Source organism: Hydrogenophaga sp. UC242_50 (assembly GCF_042697355.1).
Classification (GTDB): domain Bacteria; phylum Pseudomonadota; class Gammaproteobacteria; order Burkholderiales; family Burkholderiaceae_C; genus Hydrogenophaga.
Genome location: NZ_CP170553.1, coordinates 5,050,396 through 5,070,901, shown reverse-complemented (window position 1 = coordinate 5,070,901; position 20,506 = coordinate 5,050,396). Strand labels below are relative to the sequence as shown.

Annotated in this window: 17 protein-coding genes and 2 pseudogenes; 11 read left to right on the top strand and 8 right to left on the bottom strand. The window is 64.4% G+C overall.

Annotated elements, in window-relative coordinates:
* The first annotated feature begins 105 nt into the window (after positions 1 to 105).
* The 4 genes from ACFJGX_RS25865 to ACFJGX_RS25850 all read left to right on the top strand — a co-directional run bounded on the left by ACFJGX_RS25865 (position 106) and on the right by ACFJGX_RS25850 (position 5,389).
* A complete protein-coding gene (locus tag ACFJGX_RS25865; RefSeq protein ID WP_382323335.1) occupies positions 106 to 2,262 on the top strand; it encodes a cytochrome c biogenesis protein ResB in 2,157 nt (718 codons plus the stop codon).
* Positions 2,259 to 3,626, top strand: a complete 1,368-nt coding sequence (ccsB, locus tag ACFJGX_RS25860; RefSeq protein ID WP_382323336.1) for a c-type cytochrome biogenesis protein CcsB — start codon at positions 2,259 to 2,261, stop codon at positions 3,624 to 3,626. Before ACFJGX_RS25865 ends, ccsB begins: the two co-directional genes overlap by 4 nt.
* 129 nt (positions 3,627 to 3,755) lie before the next feature.
* On the top strand, positions 3,756 to 4,757 hold the full coding sequence (msrP, locus tag ACFJGX_RS25855) for a protein-methionine-sulfoxide reductase catalytic subunit MsrP (RefSeq protein ID WP_382161480.1): 1,002 nt from the start codon (positions 3,756 to 3,758) through the stop codon (positions 4,755 to 4,757).
* A 5-nt stretch (positions 4,758 to 4,762) separates the two neighbouring features.
* Positions 4,763 to 5,389, top strand: coding sequence for a sulfite oxidase heme-binding subunit YedZ (locus ACFJGX_RS25850; protein ID WP_382323337.1), 627 nt, complete (start codon positions 4,763 to 4,765; stop codon positions 5,387 to 5,389).
* 6 nt (positions 5,390 to 5,395) lie between these two features.
* Here ACFJGX_RS25850 and ACFJGX_RS25845 read toward each other — a convergent pair whose 3' ends face one another.
* The 7 genes and pseudogenes from ACFJGX_RS25845 to ACFJGX_RS25815 all read right to left on the bottom strand — a co-directional run bounded on the left by ACFJGX_RS25845 (position 5,396) and on the right by ACFJGX_RS25815 (position 11,762).
* Complete coding sequence (locus tag ACFJGX_RS25845) at positions 5,396 to 6,385, bottom strand: branched-chain amino acid ABC transporter permease (protein WP_382323338.1); 990 nt, start codon at positions 6,383 to 6,385, stop codon at positions 5,396 to 5,398.
* A 10-nt stretch (positions 6,386 to 6,395) separates the two neighbouring features.
* Positions 6,396 to 7,274 (bottom strand): branched-chain amino acid ABC transporter permease, encoded by an 879-nt coding sequence (locus tag ACFJGX_RS25840; RefSeq protein ID WP_291113842.1) that lies wholly within the window; start codon positions 7,272 to 7,274, stop codon positions 6,396 to 6,398.
* Between the two features lie 87 nt (positions 7,275 to 7,361).
* A pseudogene (locus tag ACFJGX_RS25835) lies at positions 7,362 to 8,556 on the bottom strand (ABC transporter substrate-binding protein).
* A gap of 65 nt (positions 8,557 to 8,621) precedes the next feature.
* Positions 8,622 to 9,332, bottom strand: a complete 711-nt coding sequence (locus ACFJGX_RS25830; RefSeq protein ID WP_382323339.1) for an ABC transporter ATP-binding protein — start codon at positions 9,330 to 9,332, stop codon at positions 8,622 to 8,624.
* Positions 9,332 to 10,114: an ABC transporter ATP-binding protein gene (locus tag ACFJGX_RS25825; protein WP_382323340.1), complete on the bottom strand. Its 783-nt coding sequence runs from the start codon at positions 10,112 to 10,114 to the stop codon at positions 9,332 to 9,334. Before ACFJGX_RS25825 ends, ACFJGX_RS25830 begins: the two co-directional genes overlap by 1 nt.
* 198 nt (positions 10,115 to 10,312) lie before the next feature.
* Entirely contained in the window at positions 10,313 to 11,602 is a 1,290-nt protein-coding gene (lysA, locus tag ACFJGX_RS25820) for a diaminopimelate decarboxylase (RefSeq protein WP_382327326.1), read from the bottom strand.
* Positions 11,603 to 11,633: 31 nt separating this feature from the next.
* Positions 11,634 to 11,762: a hypothetical protein gene (locus ACFJGX_RS25815; RefSeq protein ID WP_382328811.1), complete on the bottom strand. Its 129-nt coding sequence runs from the start codon at positions 11,760 to 11,762 to the stop codon at positions 11,634 to 11,636.
* An 86-nt stretch (positions 11,763 to 11,848) separates the two neighbouring features.
* Here ACFJGX_RS25815 and cyaY point away from each other — a divergent pair, with 86 nt between their 5' ends.
* Positions 11,849 to 12,178 carry an iron donor protein CyaY gene (cyaY, locus tag ACFJGX_RS25810; protein WP_382323342.1) on the top strand — a complete coding sequence of 110 codons (330 nt, stop codon included), beginning with the start codon at positions 11,849 to 11,851 and terminating at the stop codon, positions 12,176 to 12,178.
* On the opposite strand, the pseudogene ACFJGX_RS25805 reads toward cyaY, so the two are convergent.
* Positions 12,168 to 14,596 (bottom strand): annotated as a pseudogene (locus ACFJGX_RS25805) (penicillin-binding protein 1A). The gene cyaY and the pseudogene ACFJGX_RS25805 sit on opposite strands and share 11 nt — an antisense overlap.
* Positions 14,597 to 14,864: 268 nt before the next feature.
* Between ACFJGX_RS25805 and ACFJGX_RS25800 the strand changes: the two are divergent.
* Genes ACFJGX_RS25800 through ACFJGX_RS25775 form a run of 6 tightly spaced genes read left to right on the top strand, consistent with a single transcriptional unit; the run spans position 14,865 to position 20,487 of the window.
* Positions 14,865 to 15,944 carry a pilus assembly protein PilM gene (locus ACFJGX_RS25800; RefSeq protein ID WP_291113824.1) on the top strand — a complete coding sequence of 360 codons (1,080 nt, stop codon included), beginning with the start codon at positions 14,865 to 14,867 and terminating at the stop codon, positions 15,942 to 15,944.
* Positions 15,941 to 16,546 carry a PilN domain-containing protein gene (locus tag ACFJGX_RS25795; protein ID WP_382323343.1) on the top strand — a complete coding sequence of 202 codons (606 nt, stop codon included), beginning with the start codon at positions 15,941 to 15,943 and terminating at the stop codon, positions 16,544 to 16,546. Before ACFJGX_RS25800 ends, ACFJGX_RS25795 begins: the two co-directional genes overlap by 4 nt.
* A 17-nt stretch (positions 16,547 to 16,563) precedes the next feature.
* Complete coding sequence (locus ACFJGX_RS25790; protein WP_382325894.1) at positions 16,564 to 17,244, top strand: type 4a pilus biogenesis protein PilO; 681 nt, start codon at positions 16,564 to 16,566, stop codon at positions 17,242 to 17,244.
* Positions 17,241 to 17,795 (top strand): pilus assembly protein PilP, encoded by a 555-nt coding sequence (locus ACFJGX_RS25785; RefSeq protein ID WP_382323344.1) that lies wholly within the window; start codon positions 17,241 to 17,243, stop codon positions 17,793 to 17,795. The genes ACFJGX_RS25790 and ACFJGX_RS25785 overlap by 4 nt, the downstream gene beginning before the upstream one ends.
* Positions 17,792 to 19,927, top strand: a complete 2,136-nt coding sequence (gene pilQ, locus ACFJGX_RS25780; RefSeq protein WP_382327325.1) for a type IV pilus secretin PilQ — start codon at positions 17,792 to 17,794, stop codon at positions 19,925 to 19,927. The genes ACFJGX_RS25785 and pilQ overlap by 4 nt, the downstream gene beginning before the upstream one ends.
* Positions 19,924 to 20,487 carry a shikimate kinase gene (locus ACFJGX_RS25775; protein ID WP_382323345.1) on the top strand — a complete coding sequence of 188 codons (564 nt, stop codon included), beginning with the start codon at positions 19,924 to 19,926 and terminating at the stop codon, positions 20,485 to 20,487. Before pilQ ends, ACFJGX_RS25775 begins: the two co-directional genes overlap by 4 nt.
* The last annotated feature ends 19 nt before the right edge of the window (positions 20,488 to 20,506 follow it).

Here is a 20,506-nt window from a genome sequence, read left to right as displayed (position 1 = left end):
CCCGCCGGGCGTTGAACCGCCAGCCAAAAAACACATCACATCAGGGCGCGTTCCGGGACTTCCGGGGCCGCCCTTTTTGCTGCACCGTTCTGCCCCCATTCCTCCATGACCGTCTCCACCCAAGGCCTGCACATCCGCACCGGCTCGCGCATTGTCAGCGAGCTGGTGGAGTTGCTGTCGTCGATGCGGTTTGCCATTTCGCTGCTCACCGTGATCTGCATCGCGTCGGTGATCGGCACGGTGGTCAAACAGCACGAACCCTTCATCAACTACGTCAACCAGTTCGGGCCTTTCTGGGCCGACGTGTTTGCCAGCGCGAACCTGTACTCGGTCTACAGCGCGTGGTGGTTCCTGTTGATCCTGGCGTTCCTGGTCGTCAGCACCAGCCTGTGCATCGCCCGCAACACGCCCAAGATCTTTGCCGACCTCAAGGCCTACAAGGAAAACATCCGAGAGCAAAGTCTGAAGGCTTTTCCGCACCGTGCCGAGGGTGAGCTGGGCGAGACGCCCGAAGCCGCGGCGAACCGCATCGGCCAGGCCTTGCTGGGCTCGGGCTGGAAGGTCAAGCTGCAGTCGCGCACCACCGCGGCAGGCACCGGCTGGATGGTGGCGGCCAAGGCTGGCGCGGCCAACAAGATTGGCTACCTCGCCGCGCACAGCGCCATCGTGCTGGTGTGCATCGGCGGTCTGCTCGATGGCGATCTGATGGTGCGCGCGCAGACCTGGTTCAACGGCAAGACGCCCTTCATGGGTGGCGGCTTGATCGCCGATGTGCCGGCTCAGCACCGGCTCTTGGCGGGCAACCCCACCTTCCGCGGCAACCTGCTGGTGACCGAGGGCACGACGGCGGGCACGGCCATTCTCGCGCAGCCCCAGGGTGTGCTGCTGCAGGATCTGCCGTTCTCGGTCGAACTCAAGAAGTTCATCGTCGAGTACTACGACACCGGCATGCCCAAGCTGTTCGCCAGCGAGATCGTGATCCACGACAACGAGACCGGTGAGAGCAAGGAAGCGCGGGTGGAGGTGAACCACCCCGCCAGCCACCGCGGCATCAACATCTACCAGTCCAGCTTCGATGACGGCGGTTCGCGTGTGAAGCTGCAGGCTGTGCCGCTGAACGGGCCCACGCGGCCCTTCGAGATCGAGGGCACCATCGGTAGCTCGACCGCGCTGAGCAATGGCGACGACAAGCTCACGCTGGAGTACACCGGCCTGCGCGTGATCAACGTGGAGAACTTCGCCACCAGCAACGCCGCCGACGGCGTCGATGTGCGCAAGGTGGATCTGCGGGGCTCGATCGAGAGCCGCCTGGGCTCGGGCCACAAGACCGCGACCGAGAAGACGCTGCGCAACGTGGGGCCGAGCGTGTCTTACAAGCTGCGCGATGCGGCGGGTCAGGCGGTGGAGTACCACAACTACATGCTGCCGGTGGAGATCGACGGCGCGCGTGTGTACCTGCTGGGCCTGCGCGAGACGCCGGCCGAACCGTTCCGCTACCTGCGCATTCCCGTGGACGACAAGGATGGCCTCGACGGTTTCGTGCGCCTGCGCGCCGCCTTGGGCGACCCGCAGTTGCGCGATCTGGCGGTGCGCCGTTACGCGGCCTCGGCGGTGGAAGACGGCCGCCCCGAGCTGGCCGAAGCCTTGGCCGCCTCGGCCACGCGCGCCCTGGGCCTGTTTGCCGGCGCCGAGTCGGTGAACGCGCCCGGCGTGCAACCGGTGGTGGCCAACGGCACCACCGACAAGCCCATTCGCGGAGGCCTGCAGGCCGTCTCGGCCTTCCTTGAAAACAACGTGCCGGCCGCCGAACGCGAGCGAGCGAGCGATGTGCTGGTGCGCATCCTCAACGGCACGCTGTTCGAGCTGATGCAGATCAGCCGCGAGCGCGCCGGCCTGCCGCCGCTGGAGCGCAGCGAGGCCACGCAGCAGTTCATGTCGCAGTCGGTGATCAGCCTGAGCGACACCTTCTTCTACCCCGCGCCCATGACCTTCCAGCTCAAGGACTTCACGCACGTGCAGGCCAGCGTGTTCCAGGTCGCGCGCGCACCGGGCCAGAACATCGTCTACCTGGGCTGCCTGTTGCTCATTCTGGGCGTTTTTGCCATGCTCTACGTCCGCGAGCGCCGCCTCTGGGTCTGGCTCTCGCCCTCGGGTGAGCAATCCTCGCAGGCCCGCATGGCGCTGTCGTCGAACCGCAAGACGATGGACGCCGACCGTGAATTCGAGCTGTTGAAGACCCAATTGTTGAAGGTGCATCCATGAATACCGTCGCCGCCACGCAGACCATCGAACTGAAGAAGGGTCACCACGGGCAGGGCCTGGAGCCCGGTTACTTCGCGCGCCGCAATGTCTGGGACTGGCTGTTCGCCGTGTTCGTGATCGCGGGGGCTGCCTGGGCCTTCACACGCTACAACGCGGCCATGGACGGCTACGAGAAGGCCATCCTCGTGGGCACCGTGCCTTGCATGATCTGGCTGGGCTGGTTCTGGCGCCCGCTGCGCGCGCTCACCGTCGTGGTGGCGGCCACGGCGCTGCTCGCGATCTGGCTGTACCAGACGCCCGCCGGCACGGCCGACCTCGCGCGGGCCGACCAGGTCTTCCTGCTGAAGTACTTCATCTCCAGCCAATCCGCCATCCTGTGGATGAGCGTGCTGTTCTTCATGAGCACCGCGTTCTACTGGGTCGGCATGTTCAAGCGCGCGGGCGACACCTTTGAACTGCTGGGTTCGCGCATGGCCTGGGTGGCGGTGACGCTGGCCCTGATCGGCACCATGGTGCGCTGGTACGAGAGCCATCAGATCGGCCCCGACATCGGGCACATCCCGGTGAGCAACCTGTACGAAGTGTTCGTGCTGTTCTGCTGGATGACGACGGCTTTCTATCTTTATTACGAAGACCAGTACAAGACGCGTCGCATGGGCGCATTCGCGATGCTGGTGGTCAGCGCCGCGGTGGGCTTCCTGCTCTGGTACACCCTGGTGCGCGAGGCGCATGCCATCCAGCCACTGGTGCCCGCCCTCAAGAGCTGGTGGATGAAGCTGCATGTGCCGGCCAACTTCATCGGCTACGGCACCTTCGCCATTGCCGCGATGCTGGCCTTTGCCTACCTGATCAAGCAGAGCGCCACCGAAAGCCGCTGGTACAAGCTCGCGCCGCTGTGGCTGCTGGGCGTGGTGCTGTGTTTCGAGCCCATCGTGTTCCGCCAGTCGGCGGCGGAAAACGGCAGCAGCTACTGGTTCGTGTACTTCGGCGTTTCGGCGCTGATCGTGGGCACCATCCTGTTTGGCCGCCGCCGCATTGCCGAGCGCCTGCCCAGCTTCGAGGTGCTCGACGACGTGATGTACAAGGCCATCGCGGTGGGCTTTGCGTTCTTCACCATCGCCACCGTGCTGGGCGCCCTGTGGGCGGCCGAGGCCTGGGGTGGCTACTGGAGCTGGGACCCGAAGGAAACCTGGGCGCTGATCGTCTGGTTGAACTACGCCGCCTGGCTGCACATGCGGCTCATCAAGGGCCTGCGTGGCACGGTCTCGGCCTGGTGGGCGCTGGTGGGCCTGGCGATCACGACCTTCGCCTTCATCGGCGTGAACATGTTCCTCTCCGGCCTGCACAGCTACGGCGAACTCTGACGCGGGTTGGGCCTGGTTCCGGTGCGCGCGGCGGCGCCGGAACTTTGTGAGAACCGGTTCGGTCCTAAGATCGACGAACCCGCGACGCGGCATCTTCCGCCGTCGGGTGTCTTCAGCAAGGATGGTCCCATGCTCATTCGCACGCGCGACAATGGCTTCGAGCACCCCCTCTCCAGCGAGATCACGCCGCCGGCGGCCTACCAGAACCGGCGCCAATGGCTGCTGACCGCGGCGGCGATGGGCGGCATGGCTTCCTGGGCTGCGCGCGATGCTTGGGCTCAGGCCGCTTCGGTCACGCCCAAACCCGGCAAGCTCGCTGCCTTGCCCGGCAAGCGCTCCGCCGTGGACGGTGCGATGACGATGGAGGCACTCACCTCCTACGACGACGTCAGCTCCTACAACAACTTCTACGAGTTCGGCACCGACAAGTCCGACCCCGTGGCCCAGGCCAAGACCCTCAAGCCCCGGCCCTGGACGGTGGCCGTTGAAGGTCTGGTGAACAAGCCCGGCACCTTCGACCTGGACGCCCTGCTCAAGCTCAGCCCGATGGAGGAGCGCATCTACCGGCTGCGCTGCGTCGAGGGCTGGTCCATGGTCATTCCCTGGGTGGGCTACTCGCTGAGCGAACTCATCAAGCAGGTGCAGCCTCAGGGCAGCGCCAAGTACGTCGAATTCGTGACGTTGGCCGACCCCAAACAGATGCCCGGCCTGCGCTCCAACGTGCTGGGCTGGCCTTATGTGGAGGGCCTGCGGCTGGACGAGGCCATGCACCCGCTGACGCTGCTGGCCTTCGGCATGTACGGCGAGGTGCTGCCCAACCAGAACGGTGCGCCGCTGCGCCTGGTGGTGCCCTGGAAGTACGGCTTCAAGAGCGGGAAGTCGCTGGTGAAGATCCGTTTCACCGACAAGGAACCGCGCACGGCGTGGAACGTGGCCGCGCCGCAGGAGTACGGCTTCTACTCGAACGTCAACCCCGAGGTCTCGCACCCGCGCTGGAGCCAGGCCACGGAGCGCCGCATCGGCGAGGGAGGTGGCCTGTTTGCCAAGCGCCGCCAGACGCAGATGTTCAACGGTTACGCGCCCCAGGTCGGCCAGCTCTACGCCGGCATGGATCTTCGCAAGCTGTATTGATCGGCATGCAGCGCCGCCCGCCTGCCGGAGGGCCGGTCAACCGCGTGCTCAGCCACGGCGCTGCCAAGCCGGTGGCGTTCGTGCTGGCCAGCTTGCCCTTTGTCTGGCTGGTGTTCGCGGCCTTTGCCGATCGGCTGGGGGCCAACCCGGCCGAGGCCCTGATCCGCTCGCTGGGCGATTGGACCCTGCGTTTCCTGGTGCTGGTGCTGGCGATCACGCCCCTGCGCGTGAGCCTGGGCTGGCCCGCGTTGCTGCGCCTGCGGCGCATGGTGGGGCTGTTCGTTTTCTTCTACGCCTGCATGCACCTGCTGGCCTATGCCTGGTTCGACATGGAATTTGATGTGGTGGGCATCGCGGCCGACGTCGCCAAGCGCCCGTTCATCCTGGTGGGCTTCCTCTCCTGGCTGTTGCTGCTGCCGCTGGCGGCCACTTCGTTCAACCGCGCCATCCGCACGCTGGGGGCGCGGCGCTGGCAACTGCTGCACCGCGCGGTGTATGTGATCGCGGGCCTGGCGGTGCTGCATTTTTTCTGGATGCGCGCCGGCAAGAACGACTTTGCGGAGGTGGCCGTGTACGCCGCGATCCTGGGCAGCCTGCTGGCCTGGCGCCTGTGGCGCCGGCTCAAAAGCTGAGCCTGTTCAGGCCTGCTTGCCGCGCCAGCGCTCCACCAGCGCGATGGCCTCGCCCATGATGCCGCGGCGGAAGGCCAGCACGCACACCACGAAGATGAAGCCGATCACCATCGTCACCGACTCGCCCAGGCCATTGAACCAGTCGATGCCGGTCACGCCCGCCAGGAAATGGCCGATCTCGCCGAGCTTGTTTTCCAACGCGATCACCACCGCGGCACCCACCAGCGGACCGGACAGGGTGCCCAGGCCCCCCACCAGCGTCATCAGCACCACCGAGCCGGACATGGTCCAGTGCACATCGGTGAGTGTGGCAAAGCCCATGGCCAGGGTCTTGAGCGAACCTGCCAGGCCGGACAACGCGGCCGACAACACGAACACCAGCAGCTTGAAACGCTGCGTGTCGTAGCCCAGCGAGATGGCGCGCGGCTCGTTTTCCTTGATCGCCTTGAGGATCTGGCCGAAAGGGGAGTGCACGATGCGCATGATGAGCAGGAACGCCGCCACCGTGATCAGCAAGGTGAAGTAGTACATGGTCATGTCGTTGCCGAGCTCGATGAAGCCCAGCAGCCGGCCGCGCGGCACACCTTGCAGACCATCCTCGCCCCCCGTGAAGGGCATCTGCAGGCAGAAGAAGAACAGCATCTGCGCCAGCGCCAGGGTGATCATGGTGAAGTAGATGCCCTGGCGGCGGATCGCGAGCGACCCCACCAGCCAGCCCAGCACCGCGCCCGCCAGGGTGCCGATCACCAGACCCAGCTCGGGCGGCACGCCCCAGACCTTCAGCGCGTGGCCGGTGACATAGGCCGAGCCGCCCAGAAAGGCCGCGTGGCCGAACGAGAGCAGGCCGGTGTAGCCCAGCAGCAGGTTGAAGGCCGAGGCATAGAGCGCGAAGCACAGCAGCTTCATCACCAGCACCGGGTAGATGCCGATGAAGGGAACGGCCAGCAGCACCAGCAGCAGCAAGCCGTAGAGGATGTTCTTGGAAGTCGTGTTCATGCGGCTGGCTTCACTTTTCCTTGCCGAACAGGCCGGCCGGCCGGATCAGCAGCACGATGGCCATGATGACGAAGACCACGGTGGACGAGGCCTCGGGATAGAAGACCTTGGTCAGTCCTTCGATGACGCCCAGGCCCAGGCCGGTGAGGATGGTGCCGAGAATGGAGCCCATGCCTCCGATCACCACCACGGCAAAGACGATGATGATGAGGTTCTGCCCCATGAGCGGGGACACCTGCATGATGGGCGCGGCCAGCACGCCGGCCAGGCCCGCCAGCGCCACGCCAAAGCCGTAGGTCAGCGTGACCATCAGCGGCACGTTGATGCCGAAGGCTTCCACCAGCCGGGGGTTCTCGGTGCCCGCGCGCAGGTAGGCGCCGAGCTTGGTCTTTTCGATCACGTACCAGGTGGCGAAACACACCACGAGCGAGGCCAGCACCACGAAGCCGCGGTAGTTCGGCATCACCATGAAGCCCAGGTTGGTGGCGCCCGAGATGGGGGCGCTGTAAGGCAGGCCCGAGACCCCGTAGGCCGAGCGAAGCACGCCTTCCAGCATCAGCGTGAGGCCCAGCGTGAGCAGCAGGCCGTAGAGGTGGTCCAGGCGGTAGATCCAGCGCAGGAAAAGCCGTTCGATGACGATGCCCACCACGCCCACGGCCAGCGGGGCGAGCACGATCATCACCCAGAAGTTCAGCTCTAGGTAGTTCATGCCCATCCAGGTCAGCACCGCGCCCAGCATGAACAGCGCGCCGTGCGCGAAGTTGATGACGTTGAGCAGGCCGAAGATGACCGCCAGCCCCAGGCTCAGGATGGCGTAGAACGAGCCGTTGACCAGGCCCAGCAACAACTGGCCCAGCAGGGCGGACAAGGGTATTCCGAAGAAGTCCATCGGCAGGGCGTGGGTTGGGGGTGGGTGAGGTCAGGCCGTGTGGACAGGGACACCCGCGGGCCGCGGCCCGCGGGTGTCCCGCTCAGATCACTTCCAGAGCTTGCACTTGGAGTCGGCCTTGGTCGTGAAGACCGAATCGCCCGGCAGCGTGGCGGCCACCTTCATGTAGTCCCACGGCTTGGTGGACTCGGCGGGCTTCTTCACCTCCAGCAGGTACATGTCGTGCACGTAGCGGCCATCGGGGCGGATGTTGCCCTTGCCGAAGAAGTCGTTGATCGGCATCTTCTTGAGCTGTTCCATCACCTTGTCGCTGTCGGTGGTCTTGGCTGCTGTCACCGCTTTCAGGTAGGTGGTGGTGGCCGAGTAGTTGGCGGCCTGGATGCTGGTCGGCATGCGCTTGGCCTTGTCGAAGAACTTCTTGGCGAACGCACGGCTCGCATCGTCCTTGTCCCAGTACCAGCTGTCGGTCAGGTACATGCCCTGCGTGTCTTTCAGGCCCAGGCTGTGCACGTCGGTGATGAACATCAGCAGGCCCGCCAGCTTCATTGTCTTGGTGATGCCGAATTCGCTCGCGGCCTTGATCGAGGCGATGGTGTCGCCGCCCGCGTTGGCCAGGCCGAGGATCTTGGCGCCCGAGCTCTGGGCCTGCAGCAGGAAGGAGGAGAAGTCCGAGGTGTTGAGCGGCGCGCGCACCGCACCCTTCACGGCACCGCCGGCCGCCTTCACGACGTTGCCGGTGTCGGTTTCCAGCGCGTGGCCGAAGGCGTAGTCGGCCGTCAGGAAGAACCAGTCCTTGCCGCCCTGCTTGACGATCGCACTGCCGGTGCCCTTGGCCAGGGCCACGGTGTCGTAGGCGTAGTGCACGGTGTAGGGAGAGCAGGCGTCGTTGGTGAGCGCGGACGAGCCCGCGCCGTTGACGATGTACAGCTTCTTCTTCTCTTCGGCCACCTTGGCCGTGCGCCAGGGCGGTGCCGGAGTTGGTGCCGCCGATCATGACGTCCAGGCCCTGAGTGTCGATCCATTCGCGGGCCTTGGAGGCCGCGATGTCGGCCTTGTTCTGGTGATCGGCGCTCAGCAGCTCGATGGGCTTGCCCAGCACCTTGCCACCGAAGTCGTCGATGGCCATCTGGATCGCCATGGCGCCGTTCTTGCCGTCCACGTCGGAGTACAGGCTCGACATGTCGGTGGTGAAGCCGATGCGCACTTTGTCCTGTGCGTGGGCGGCGGTGAACAGCCCCGCGGCACCCAGTGCCAGGGTGAGCAGTTTGACGGTGTGTTTCATGCTGTCAGTCTCCGTTGAGGTGGCGGTTGGGGGGAAGCGGTGATCGGTGAACGGGGTGAGGGCGCTCAGACGCCCAGCAGCTCGTGAAGAACGGGCATCTTTTCGGTCAGCTGGGAGGCGCTGAAGTGCTCGACCATGCGGCCGTGCTCCATCACGTAGAAGCGGTCGGCCAGCGGGGCGGCGAAGCGGAAGTTCTGCTCCACCATGACCACGGTGTAGCCCTTGCTCTTGAGCATCTTGATCATGCGGGCCAGGGCTTGCACGATCACGGGAGCGAGGCCTTCGGAGATCTCGTCGAGCAACAGCAGGTGGGCGCCGGTGCGCAGGATGCGGGCCACGGCCAGCATCTGCTGCTCTCCGCCGGACAGGCGCGTGCCCTGGCTGTGGCGGCGCTCGGCCAGGTTGGGAAACATCTCGTAGATGTCGTCCACCGACATGCCCTTGCCCGAGCCCTTGAGCGTGGGGGGCAGCAGGAGGTTTTCCTCGCACGAGAGGCTGGCGAAGATGCCGCGTTCCTCGGGGCAGTAACCGATGCCGTGGCGTGCGATGCGGTGGGTGGGCAGGTGGATGAGCTCCTGCCCGTTGCTCTGGATGGAGCCCTTGCGCGAGCCGGTCAGGCCCAGGATGGCGCGCAGCGTGGAGGTGCGCCCCGCGCCGTTGCGCCCGAGCAGGGTGACGACCTCGCCCGGTTGCACGACCATGTCCACCCCATGCAGCACATGCGATTCGCCGTACCAGGCCTGCAGGTTCTTGATCTCGAGCGCCGGTGCGGTCATCAGTGCGCTCCCTGGAGCTGGCCGTCGGTGGTGCCCATGTAGGCCTCCATCACGGCGGGATTGCCAGAGACCTGGGCGTACGAGCCCTCGGCCAGCACGGCCCCGCGTTGCAACACCGTGATCGTGTCGGCGATGTTCGAGACCACGCCCATGTTGTGCTCCACCATCAGGATGGTGCGGCCGGTCGCCACCTTCTTGATGAGCTGGGTCACGCGGTCCACGTCTTCGTGACCCATGCCCTGGGTGGGTTCGTCCAGCAGCATCAGCTCGGGCTCCATGGCCAGGGTGGTGGCGATCTCGAGCGCGCGTTTGCGGCCGTAGGGCAGGTTGACCGTGGTCTCGCGCGCGAAGTCCTGCAGGCCGACTTCGGTCAGCAACTGGTGGGCCCGTTCGTTGAGCTGGTTGAGAGAACGTTCGCTCTTCCAGAAATGATAGGCCGTGCCCAGCTGGCGCTGCAGGCCGACGCGCACGTTCTCGAGCACGCTCAGGTGAGGAAACACCGCTGAGATCTGGAAGGAACGGATGATGCCGCGGCGCGCGATCTGCGCCGGTTGCTCACGCGTGATGTCCTGGCCGTTGAACAGGATCTGGCCTTGCGTTGGCTCCAGGAACTTGGTCAGCAGGTTGAAGCACGTGGTTTTGCCGGCGCCATTGGGTCCGATCAATGCATGAATCGCCCCGCGCTGGACGCGCAGATTGACGTCGTTGACCGCGGTGAAACCCTTGAAGGACTTGGTGAGCTGGCGAGTTTCCAGAATGGTGTCGCTGGTCTTGTCGTGCATGGGATGGGGGCGCTTCCAGAAGGCCGTCGGGCCATGTTGCTGTGCACAATGTCGACGGATTCTGGAGGACTCGATCTGCACGGCCTATAGGTGCAAACACCGAGGGGAGTATGGCGGCCCGCTGCACCATGAGCGGGCACGCGGCTTGGCGCCGCGTGCATTCATGCAAGGGTGTCGCGCTCGAGACGGCGCGAGAGGTCAGAGCAGGCGCTCGAGCCGTGTCTGGTCGGCCAGGGATTCGCGCGCGCGGATCAGGTGCGCGTGTGCACCATCCACCAGCACTTCCGCCGCGCGGCCCCGCGTGTTGTAGTTGCTGGCCATGCTCATGCAGTACGCGCCCGCCGACAGCACGGCCAGCAAGTCACCCGCCTGCACCGCGAGCGCGCGGTCGCGGCCGATCCAGTCGCCGCTCTCGCACACAGGGCCCACCACGTCCCAGGTCGGTGTGTCTTCTGAGGCGCGCGGTGCGACCGGCACGATGCGGTGAAACGCCTGGTACATCGCCGGTCGCGGCAGATCGTTCATGGCCGCGTCCACGATCAGGAAGTTCTTCTGCTCGCCGGGCTTGAGGTACAGCACCTCGGTGAGGCACACGCCGGCATTGCCCACCAGCGAGCGGCCGGGCTCGATGCAGATCTGGCGGTCGCCGAAACCCCGCGCGTCCAGGCGTTGCAGCAGGGCGCGCCAGAGCACATCGGCTTCCGGTGGGTTGTCACCCTGGTAGTCGATGCCCAGGCCACCGCCGAAGTCGATGTGTTCGATCGGCACGCCGGCCGTTTCGATCTGTTCCACGAGGTCGAGCACGCGGTCCATGGCGTCGAGGTAGGGGCCGGTCTGCGTGATCTGGGAGCCAATGTGGCAGTCGATGCCGACCACGCGCAGGCCAACGCACGCGGCGGCGTGCTGGTAGGTCGACAACACGTCCTCGTGCGCGATGCCGAACTTGTTGCCCTTGAGGCCGGTGGAAATGTAAGGGTGAGTCTGTGCGTCCACGTTGGGATTGACACGGATGCTCACCGGTGCGCGCAGGCCCATGCCCCGGGCCACCTCATCGAGCACGTCGAGCTCGGCGCGGCTTTCCACGTTGAAACAACCGATGCCCACGGAGAGCGCCTGGCGCATCTCGGCGCGCGTCTTGCCCACACCGGAAAAGATGACCTTGGCCGGATCGACGCCCACCGCCAGGGCGCGTTCAAGCTCGCCGCCCGAGACGATGTCCAGCCCGCAGCCCGCGGCCACCAGGGTCTGCAGGATCGCCAGCGATGAATTGGCTTTCATGGCGTAGCAGATCAGGTGCCGACGCCCGGCCAGACCACGCTGGTACGCGGCCAGCGCTTGCAGCATGGCGGCGCGGCTGTACACGAACAGCGGCGTGCCATGCTCGCGAGCCAGCGCGGCCAGAGACACGCCCTCGACCATGAGTTGCTGGTCCTGGTAGGTGACGAAGGGCGGCAACGGGGTGGCGGGCAGGCCGGCGAGTGTGGTCATGCGAGCGGTGCGAAGCGAAGAGGGCGGCGGATCAACGCTGCGCTGGGGTGGTGGGCGTCTCGGCAGGAGCCGTTGGAGCGGGGGCTGATGACTTCTTGGGCGCGGGCGCGTTGGGATCGGGCAGGTACAGGGGGCCCTTTGCGCAGCACGCCGCGAGCACCAAGGCGCTCACGGCGATGGCATGCCACGCGAGGGGCCGACAGCCCGACCTAGAATGCGTTTCAAACCAAACATCGACGCATTGTAATGACCGACACCGAGTACCAGGACCGCGCAGAAGCGCTGCTTCGGACGATTGAACTGGCCTGCGACCGCATCAACGACGAGACCGATGCCGACGTCGACAACCAGCGGGTGGGCGGCATGATCACCCTGACCTTCGCCAACGGCAGCCAGATCATCATCAACCTGCAGAAGCCGCTGCACGAAGTGTGGATGGCTGCGCGTGCCGGTGGCTTCCACTACAAGCACGACGGCCGAGCCTGGATGGACACCAAGGGGCAGGGCGAGTTCTTTGCCCACCTCTCGCGTTGCGCCTCGGAGCAGGCCGGGCAGTCGCTGGGCTTCAGTTCCTGAAGAGGTCCAGGATGCTGCGGCGCTCTTCGGTGGGTCCTGCAGGGGGCTTGCTGATAGGGACACCGTTGGCATCCAGCTCGGGTGGCGCCCCGGTGGCTCCCGGCAGGGGATCTTGCAACCCCAGGCTGTGCACACCACGTCCTGGGCCGAACTCCTCGTAGTACCACTCGCCGCCGACGTTGATCACGCCGGAGGGCGCTGTGTAGGAGGCGACGGGAACGCCCTTGAGGGCTTCCGTCATGAAGGAAATCCAGATCGGCAGGCTCAGGCCGCCGCCGGTTTCTCGGCTGCCGAGGTTGCGCGGGGAGTCGTAGCCCACCCAGGCCGCGGCCACCAGCGTGGGCTGGTAACCGACGAACCAGGCATCCACCGAATCGTTGGTCGTGCCGGTCTTGCCGTACAGGTCGGTCCGCTTCAGGGTGGCCTGCGCCCGCGCGGCCGTGCCGGACCGGGTAATTTCCTGCAGCAGGCTGTTCATGATGAAGGCATTGCGAGGTTCGATCGCGCGTTGCTCTTCGGTGGGGCTCACTTCCGGCGCTTCGTACAGCAGCTTGCCCTTGTGGTCGCTCACCCGCAGGATGAGGGTGGGTGCAATGCGGTAGCCACCATTGGCAAACACGGCGTAGCCGGTGCGCCATCTGCATCGGGGTGACCGAGCCCGCGCCCAGCGCCATCGTGAGGTAGGGGGGGTGTTTGTCGGCATCGAAGCCGAAACGCGACACCCACTGCTGCGCACTCTGCGTGCCGACCAGTTGCAGCACTCGAATGGACACCATGTTCTTCGACTTGGCCAGCGCGCGCCGCACCGACATGGGGCCTTCGAACTGACCGTCGTAGTTCTTCGGTTCCCAGGGCTTGCCGCCGGTTTCTCCCGCAGAGTAGAAGAGCGGCGCGTCGTTGACCACCGTCATCGGCGTCACGCCCTTTTCCAGTGCCGCTGAGTAGATGAACGGCTTGAAGCTCGAACCGGGCTGGCGCCAGGCCTGCGTGACGTGGTTGAACTTGCTCTTCTGGAAGTCGAACCCGCCGACCAGGGCAATCACCTTGCCGGAACGCGGGTCCAGCGCCACGAAGGCCGACTCGACCTCCGGCAGCTGTGTGATGCGCCAGACCTTGGGGGCTGTCTGCACGACGCGGATCACCGCGCCCGGCCGGATCTTGACGTTGGGGCCCGCTTTGTCGGACAGGCCCGACTGCACGGGCTTGAGGCCTTCACCGGTGATCTCGAACGGCTCGCCATCCTGGCGCACGGCCACCACGCGCTTGGCATTGGCCTCCAGCACGACCGCCGACAGCAAGTCGTCGTTGTCCGGGCGATCCGTCAGCGCTTCGTCGATGGCGTCGTCGCGCGCCGCCTTGTCTTCCGGCAAGTCGATGAACAACTCCGGCCCCCGGTAGAACTGGCGCCGCTCGTAGTCCAGCACCCCCTGGCGCACGGCACGGTAGGCCGCGAGTTGTTCGTTCGCCTTGATGGTGGTCGTCACGACCAAGCCTCGTGTATAGGCTTCTTCTCCATATTGAGAGACGATGGACTGGCGCACCATCTCGGCCACGAACTCGGCGTGAGGTCTGTTCGAGGGGTTCAATGCCCGCAGCTTCAGCTGCTCGGCCTTCGCCACTTCGGCTTCTTCGGGGGTGATGAAGCCGTTTTCCACCATCCGGTCGATGATGTGCAACTGGCGCGCGCGCGCGCGGCGCGGGTTCTTGACAGGGTTGTAGGCGGAAGGCGCCTGGGGCAGACCGGCGAGCATGGCCGCTTCCGCAATGGTCACATCCTTCAGGGACTTGCCAAAGTAGATCTGCGATGCGGCGGAAAAACCGTAGGCCCGCTGTCCCAGGAAGATCTGATTCATATAGATCTCGAGGATCTGCTCCTTGGTCAGCATGTGCTCCAGCTTGAACGTCAGGAGCACCTCGTAGATCTTGCGGGTGTAGCTCTTCTCGGCGGACAGGTACACGTTGCGCGCCACCTGCATGGTGATGGTGGACGCCCCCTGGCTCTTGGCCTGCCGCAGATTGGCGAGGGCTGCGCGAAGCATGCCACGGTAGTCGACGCCGTTGTGTTCAAAGAAGCGAGCGTCTTCGATCGGCCAGCACCGCGTGCTTCATGACCGCGGGGATCTCGTTGATGGTGAGCAGGTTGCGCCGCTCTTCACCAAACTCGCCGATCAACGAGCCATCGGACGAGATCACACGCAAAGGCAGCTTGGGCCGGTAGTCGGCCAAGCCGGCCACCTCGGGCAGATTGGGATAGGCCACCGCGAGCGCGATGCCCACGGCCATCAACACGCACGCAACACCCGCCACCGCCAGTCCGGCCAGACCCACCACCAAGCGACCGGCCCAGATGAGTGCGGTTCGCCCAGTCAATACTGATGCGTCAGAGGGGCGAGGCGAAGAAGTGTCGTTCTTGGGCATGCAGTCGTTCAGAGCCGGAGCCCGTGATTATAAAAATCGGGATGGCGAGCTCAGATGGGCTCGGCAAGCATATTGTGAGTTGTTGTGTATTTCCCGGCCAAACGGCCGATGAAGCGGTAAACACCGGGTCCAGGATGCGTATGCTTTTGACAACGTTTCAGTTTGTCTCAAAGGCAAAAAATCTTTGCTGGACAAGGGGCTTACTGCTAGCATTCAAGTGAATTATTAAGTTTGGCGACGCCTGTCGCCATCATTTTTGGGGGCCACCTTGATCTCATTGGGGTCGTTATTCAGCCGGGAACCGGCGCCCTTGTTGGGCATCGATGTCAGCTCATCCAGCGTCAAATTGGTGGAGTTGAGCCGCAACCGTTCGGGCGACCTGGTGCTGGAGCGTTGCGCCATGGAGCCCCTGGAGCGAGGCTGGATCACCGACGGCAACATCGAGAAATTCGATGAGGTGGCCGAGGCGGTGCGTCGCGTGGTCCGCAAAAGCGGCAGCAAGACCAAGAATGTGGCGCTTGCTTTGCCAGCGTCGGCCGTGATCACCAAGAAGATCATTCTGCCAGGCGGCCTTTCCGACAAGGAACTTGAAGCCCAGGTCGAATCGGAAGCCAATCAATACATTCCCTTTTCGCTTGACGAGGTCAGCCTCGACTTCTGCGTCATCGGCCCGAGCGCCAATTCCGTGGGCGATGTGGAAGTGCTGATTGCCGCGTCGCGCAAGGAGAAGGTCTCGGACCGGCAAGGTTTGGCCGAGGCGGCCGGGCTCAAGCCGGTCGTGATGGACGTGGAGTCCTACGCTTCCCGAATGGCCGCAGGCCGCGTGATTGAAACTCTGCCCAACCAGGGCGTGGACTCGCTGGTGGCTCTGTTCGAGGTAGGCGCATTGACGACCAGCATGCAGGTGATGCGCAACGATGACGTGCTGTACGAACGCGATCAGGCCTTTGGCGGCGCTCAGCTGACGCAACTGATCGTGCGTCAGTACGGCTTTTCGTCGGACGAAGCCGAGGCCAAGAAGCGCTCGGGCGACTTGCCCGACGACTACCGTTCCGCGGTGCTCGACCCCTTCATCGAAAGCATGGCGCAGGAAGTCGGCCGTGCCCTCCAGTTCTTTTTCACCAGCACGCCGTACAACAAGGTGGACCACATTCTCCTCGCTGGTGGCAGCGCGGCGTTGCCGGGTCTGACCGAGGCCGTGACCCACCAGACATCGTTCGCCTGCATGGTGATCAATCCTTTTGACGCCATGGAAATGGCGGCTTCCGTTCAGGCGCGAAAGATGTCCCGCGAAGCGCCGTCGTACCTGACCTCCACCGGCCTGGCGCTGCGGAGGTTCTACCAATGATCCTCATCAACCTGTTGCCTCACCGTGAGGCGACCCGCAAGCGGCAAAAGGACCAGTTCTTCACGCAGTTGGGCTTGTCCGCGCTGTTGGGTGGGGTGATCTGCGGGGCGGTTTTTACCTGGTACCAGGGGCAGATTTCGGCGCAACAGGATCGAAATGCCTTTCTCCAGGGTGAAATCACGAAGCTGGATACCGAGATCAAGGACATCGCCAATCTGCAGCGCGAAATCGCCTCCTTGCGCGCTCGCCAGACGGCGGTGGAGAACCTGCAGGGTGACCGCAATCTGCCCGTGCACTTGCTGGATGAGCTGGTCGCGCAACTGCCCGATGGGGTCTACCTCACCAGCATGAAGCAGGACAACCAGAGCGTGTTGCTGGTGGGCGTGGCTCAATCGCAAGAGCGCGTCTCCGATCTGCTGCGCAATCTATCGAACAACAGCCCCTGGTTGGTGCGACCGGATCTGGTTGAAATCGTAGCGGCTAGACCCGCGGCCGGAGGCCGAGATCAGCGCCGCGTCTCGAATTTCACCATCCGTGTTTCGCTGAAGCGTCCTTCCGCGCCTCCGGCCTCCGCCGCGCCAGCTGCGCAGCGCAAAGTCTGAACAAGGGTCCGCGCAACATCGCCAGAACGCCCAAGATCGCTGTGGATTTCAAGGGAATCCAGGACAAGCTCAAAGCCCAGTTCACCGGACTGGATCCCAATGACCCCTCGCAATGGCCGGGTCTGCCTCGCAACCTGTTGTTTGTGGCGGTGTGCGTGGCGGTGGTCGCCGCGCTGTGGTTTGCCTGGCTCAAGAACTCGGATGAAGAGTTGATTGCCGAAAAGGCGCGCGAAGTGCAATTGCGCGAAGACTATCGCAAGAAGCTCGTGCAAGCCGTCAACCTGGACGCCCTGCGAAAACAGCTCGAGCAGGTGCAGCAATACGTGACGCAGCTTGAAAAGCAACTGCCCAGCAAGGCCGAGATGGACGCGCTGCTGTCCGACATCAACCAGGCCGGTCTGGGCCGAAGTCTGCAGTTCGAACTTTTTCGCCCGGGCCAGGTGAGCGTGAAGGAGTACTACGCGGAGTTGCCGATCGCGGTGCGCGTCACCGGGACCTACCATGACATCGGGCTGTTCGCGGCCGACATCGCGAACCTCTCGCGCATCGTCACCCTCAACAACTTGACCCTGACGCCCATCAAAGATCGTGAGGGTATCCTGACGCTGGATTGCACGGCCAAGACTTTCCGTTACCTCGACCAGCAAGAGATCGCAGCGCAGCAAAAGGCTGTCGCACCAAAGGGAGCCAAGCCGTGACGCACCGCCGATGGATCCCAACGGTCGCTGCTGTGTTGCTCGCATCGACATTGGCCGCATGTACTTCGTCCGGGCAGGATGAACTGCAGGTCTGGATGCAGACCGAGCGCAACTCGATCAAGCCCTCTGTCCAGCCCATCCCGGAGCCCACCAAGTTCGTTCCGCAGGCCTACCTGGGTGAACGCCAGATGCAGCCGTTCAGCGAAGAGAAGCTGGCGAGCGTGCTGCGCGGCAGCCAATCAGCGCCCGTGGTCAACGCGGCGCTTCTCGAGCCCGAACTGAACCGCCGCAAACAACCCCTCGAAGCCCATCCGCTGGACGCGATGGCCATGGTGGGCAGCCTCAACCGCGATGGAAAACTGGTGGCACTGGTAAAGGTGGACAGCCTGCTGTACCAGGTCAGGCCCGGCAACTACCTGGGGCAGAACTTCGGACGCGTCACGCGCATCACCGAGACCGAGGTGGTGATGCGCGAGATCGTGCAGGATTCGGCGGGGGAATGGATCGAGCGCGCTGCGGCGCTGCAATTACAAGAGGGTGCTTCTAAATGAACAAGCCAAACAGGGCAACGGGATTCGCAGCATTGGGGCGAGGAGTGCTCAGGGGGGCCGTGCTCGCCTGCATGACGTTGACCACCGTGTGGGCGCAGGCTCAAAACGCGATCCAATCGATCACGGGGGGCATTCAAGGGGGCGTGGAGGTCATCCGCATCAACACCACCCAGCCTTTGGCGGCCTTGCCCACGGGGTTCACCATTCAGGCGCCCGCGCGCATCGCTCTGGATTTCCCCGGCGTGGCCAACGCCATTGGGCGCAATGCGGTGGACATCAATGAAGGCAACCTTCGCTCGGCCAACGTGGTGCAGGCGGGTGATCGCACCCGCGTGGTCATCAACCTGAAGCAGTCGGCCGCCTATGAGGCCAGGATTGAAGGCAAGACACTGCTGGTGGTGTTGGAGCGTGCTCAACCGGTGACTGCCGCGACGGCGCCACCTTCGGCCTTTGCCGAAAACCGCAACCGCGACGTGGCCGCCTTGCGGGACATCGACTTCCGCCGTGGTGTTGGCAATGCGGGCCGTGTGGTGGTCGAACTGGCCAACAACCAGGTTGGTGTGGACATTCGTCAGCAGGGACAGAACCTGGTCGTCGAATTTCTCAAGACCTCGCTGCCCGAAGGCTTGCGCCGCCGCCTGGACGTCAGCGATTTCGGCACACCGATTCAAAGCGTGACCACCTCGCAGGCGGGTGACCGCGTGCGCATGGTGGTGACCCCGACGGGCAACTGGGAGCATTCGGCGTACCAGAGCGACAACCAGTTCGTGCTGGAAGTGCGTGAACAGAAGATCGATTCTTCCAAGCTGACACAGGGCCCGGGTTACAACGGCGAGAAGCTGTCGCTCAACTTCCAGAACATCGAGGTTCGTTCGCTGCTGCAAGTCATCGCGGACTTCACCAACTTCAACATCGTGACCTCCGATTCGGTCACCGGCGCGGTCACGCTGCGACTCAAGGAGGACGTGCCTTGGGATCAGGCGCTGGACATCATCCTGCAGGCCAAAGGTCTGGGCATGCGCAAGTCCGGCAATGTGCTGTGGATCGCGCCCAAGGATGAGATCGCGGCCCGCGAGAAGCAGGAGCTGGAGTCCAAGGTGTCGATCGAAAGCCTGGAGACCCTGAGAACGCAGGGCTTCCAGATGAACTACGCCAAGGCGGCCGACATCGCAGCGCAACTCACGGCGAGTAGCAGCAGCGCTTCCTCCGGGAGCGGGGCGGCCGGTGCGCGCATCCTGTCCGATCGCGGCAGTGTGATCTCCGAGCCCCGGACCAACCAGCTTTTCGTGACCGATATCGCGTCGCGCCTTGAGCAAGTGCAGGAGCTGATCCGCAAGCTCGACATCCCGATCCGTCAGGTGATGATCGAGGCGCGCATCGTGGAAGCCGATGACACTTTTGGCAAATCCCTGGGCGTGCGGCTGGGTGGTGGTGTTCGCGGCTTTGGTGTGGGCTCGGCCAACGGCAGCCCGATTCAGGGCAACTTCGGTTCGAACTACGGCGCCGCGTCGTCGCTCGGGGGCCCTACGCTGACGTCGGCGCCCTTCGTCAACCTGCCCGCCAATCCCAGCAACGCACAGGCGGCCTCTTTTGCACTGTCGCTGTTCAACCCGAGTGCGTCCCGCTTCCTGAGCCTTGAAATTTCGGCGCTCGAATCGGATGGCAAGGGTCGTATCGTGTCGAGCCCGCGTGTGGTCACCGCCGATCAGGTCAAGGCCTTGATCGAACAGGGCACGGAATTCCCCTACCAGACGGCAACCTCCAGCGGTGCCACGGCGATTGCGTTCCGCAAGGCCAACTTGAAGCTGGAAGTGACGCCGCAGATCACGCCCGAGGGCAACATCATTCTCGACCTCGACATCAACAAGGACAGCCGTGGTGAGTCGACGCCGGACGGTATCGCGATCAACACCAAACACGTGCAGACGCAGGTGCTGGTGGAGAACGGCGGAACGGTGGTGATCGGTGGCATCTTCGAGCAGACCGAACGCGATGAAGTCAACAAGGTGCCCCTGCTGGGCGACTTGCCCGCCGTGGGCAACCTGTTCAAGTCGCGCAACCGCGTCGCGAACAAGTCCGAACTCCTGATCTTCATCACACCACGTGTATTGGGGCGCGCGGCAATCAATTGAGCGTTTCATCGAGCTATCTGATCGGCTTGCCGGGATCCGGCAAGTCGACGGTCGGGCGGCAACTGGCCCGACGCCTCGCTCTCCCCTTCTTCGATTCCGACCACGTGATCGAGCAGCGCCTGGGTTGTTCGATCCGGGAGTTTTTCGAGCGGGAGGGCGAAGCGCGTTTTCGCGACCTCGAAGCCTCTGTCATCGATGAGTTGACGCAAGGACCGGTCGCTGTCGTGTCCACTGGCGGCGGGTCGGTCTTGCGGCCCGAAAACCGCGAGCACCTGCACGGGCGTGGCAAGGTCTTCTACCTGAAATCCACACCGGAAGAGGTGTACCGCCGACTGCGGTACGACCGCAACCGGCCCTTGCTGCAAGTGGAAGATCCGTTGCAGCGCATTCGCGACCTGTTCGACGTGCGCGATCCCCTCTACCGTCAGACCGCGCATTTCGTCATCGAGACCGGTCGCCCTTCGGTGCGCACGCTGGTCAACATGATCGTGATGCAGCTGGAGCTCGATGGGTCGGTGGCGCCCGCTTCCACGCGCCCACCAGTCCCCGGCGCGCCTTAGCGCTTTCCAGACCTTCGGG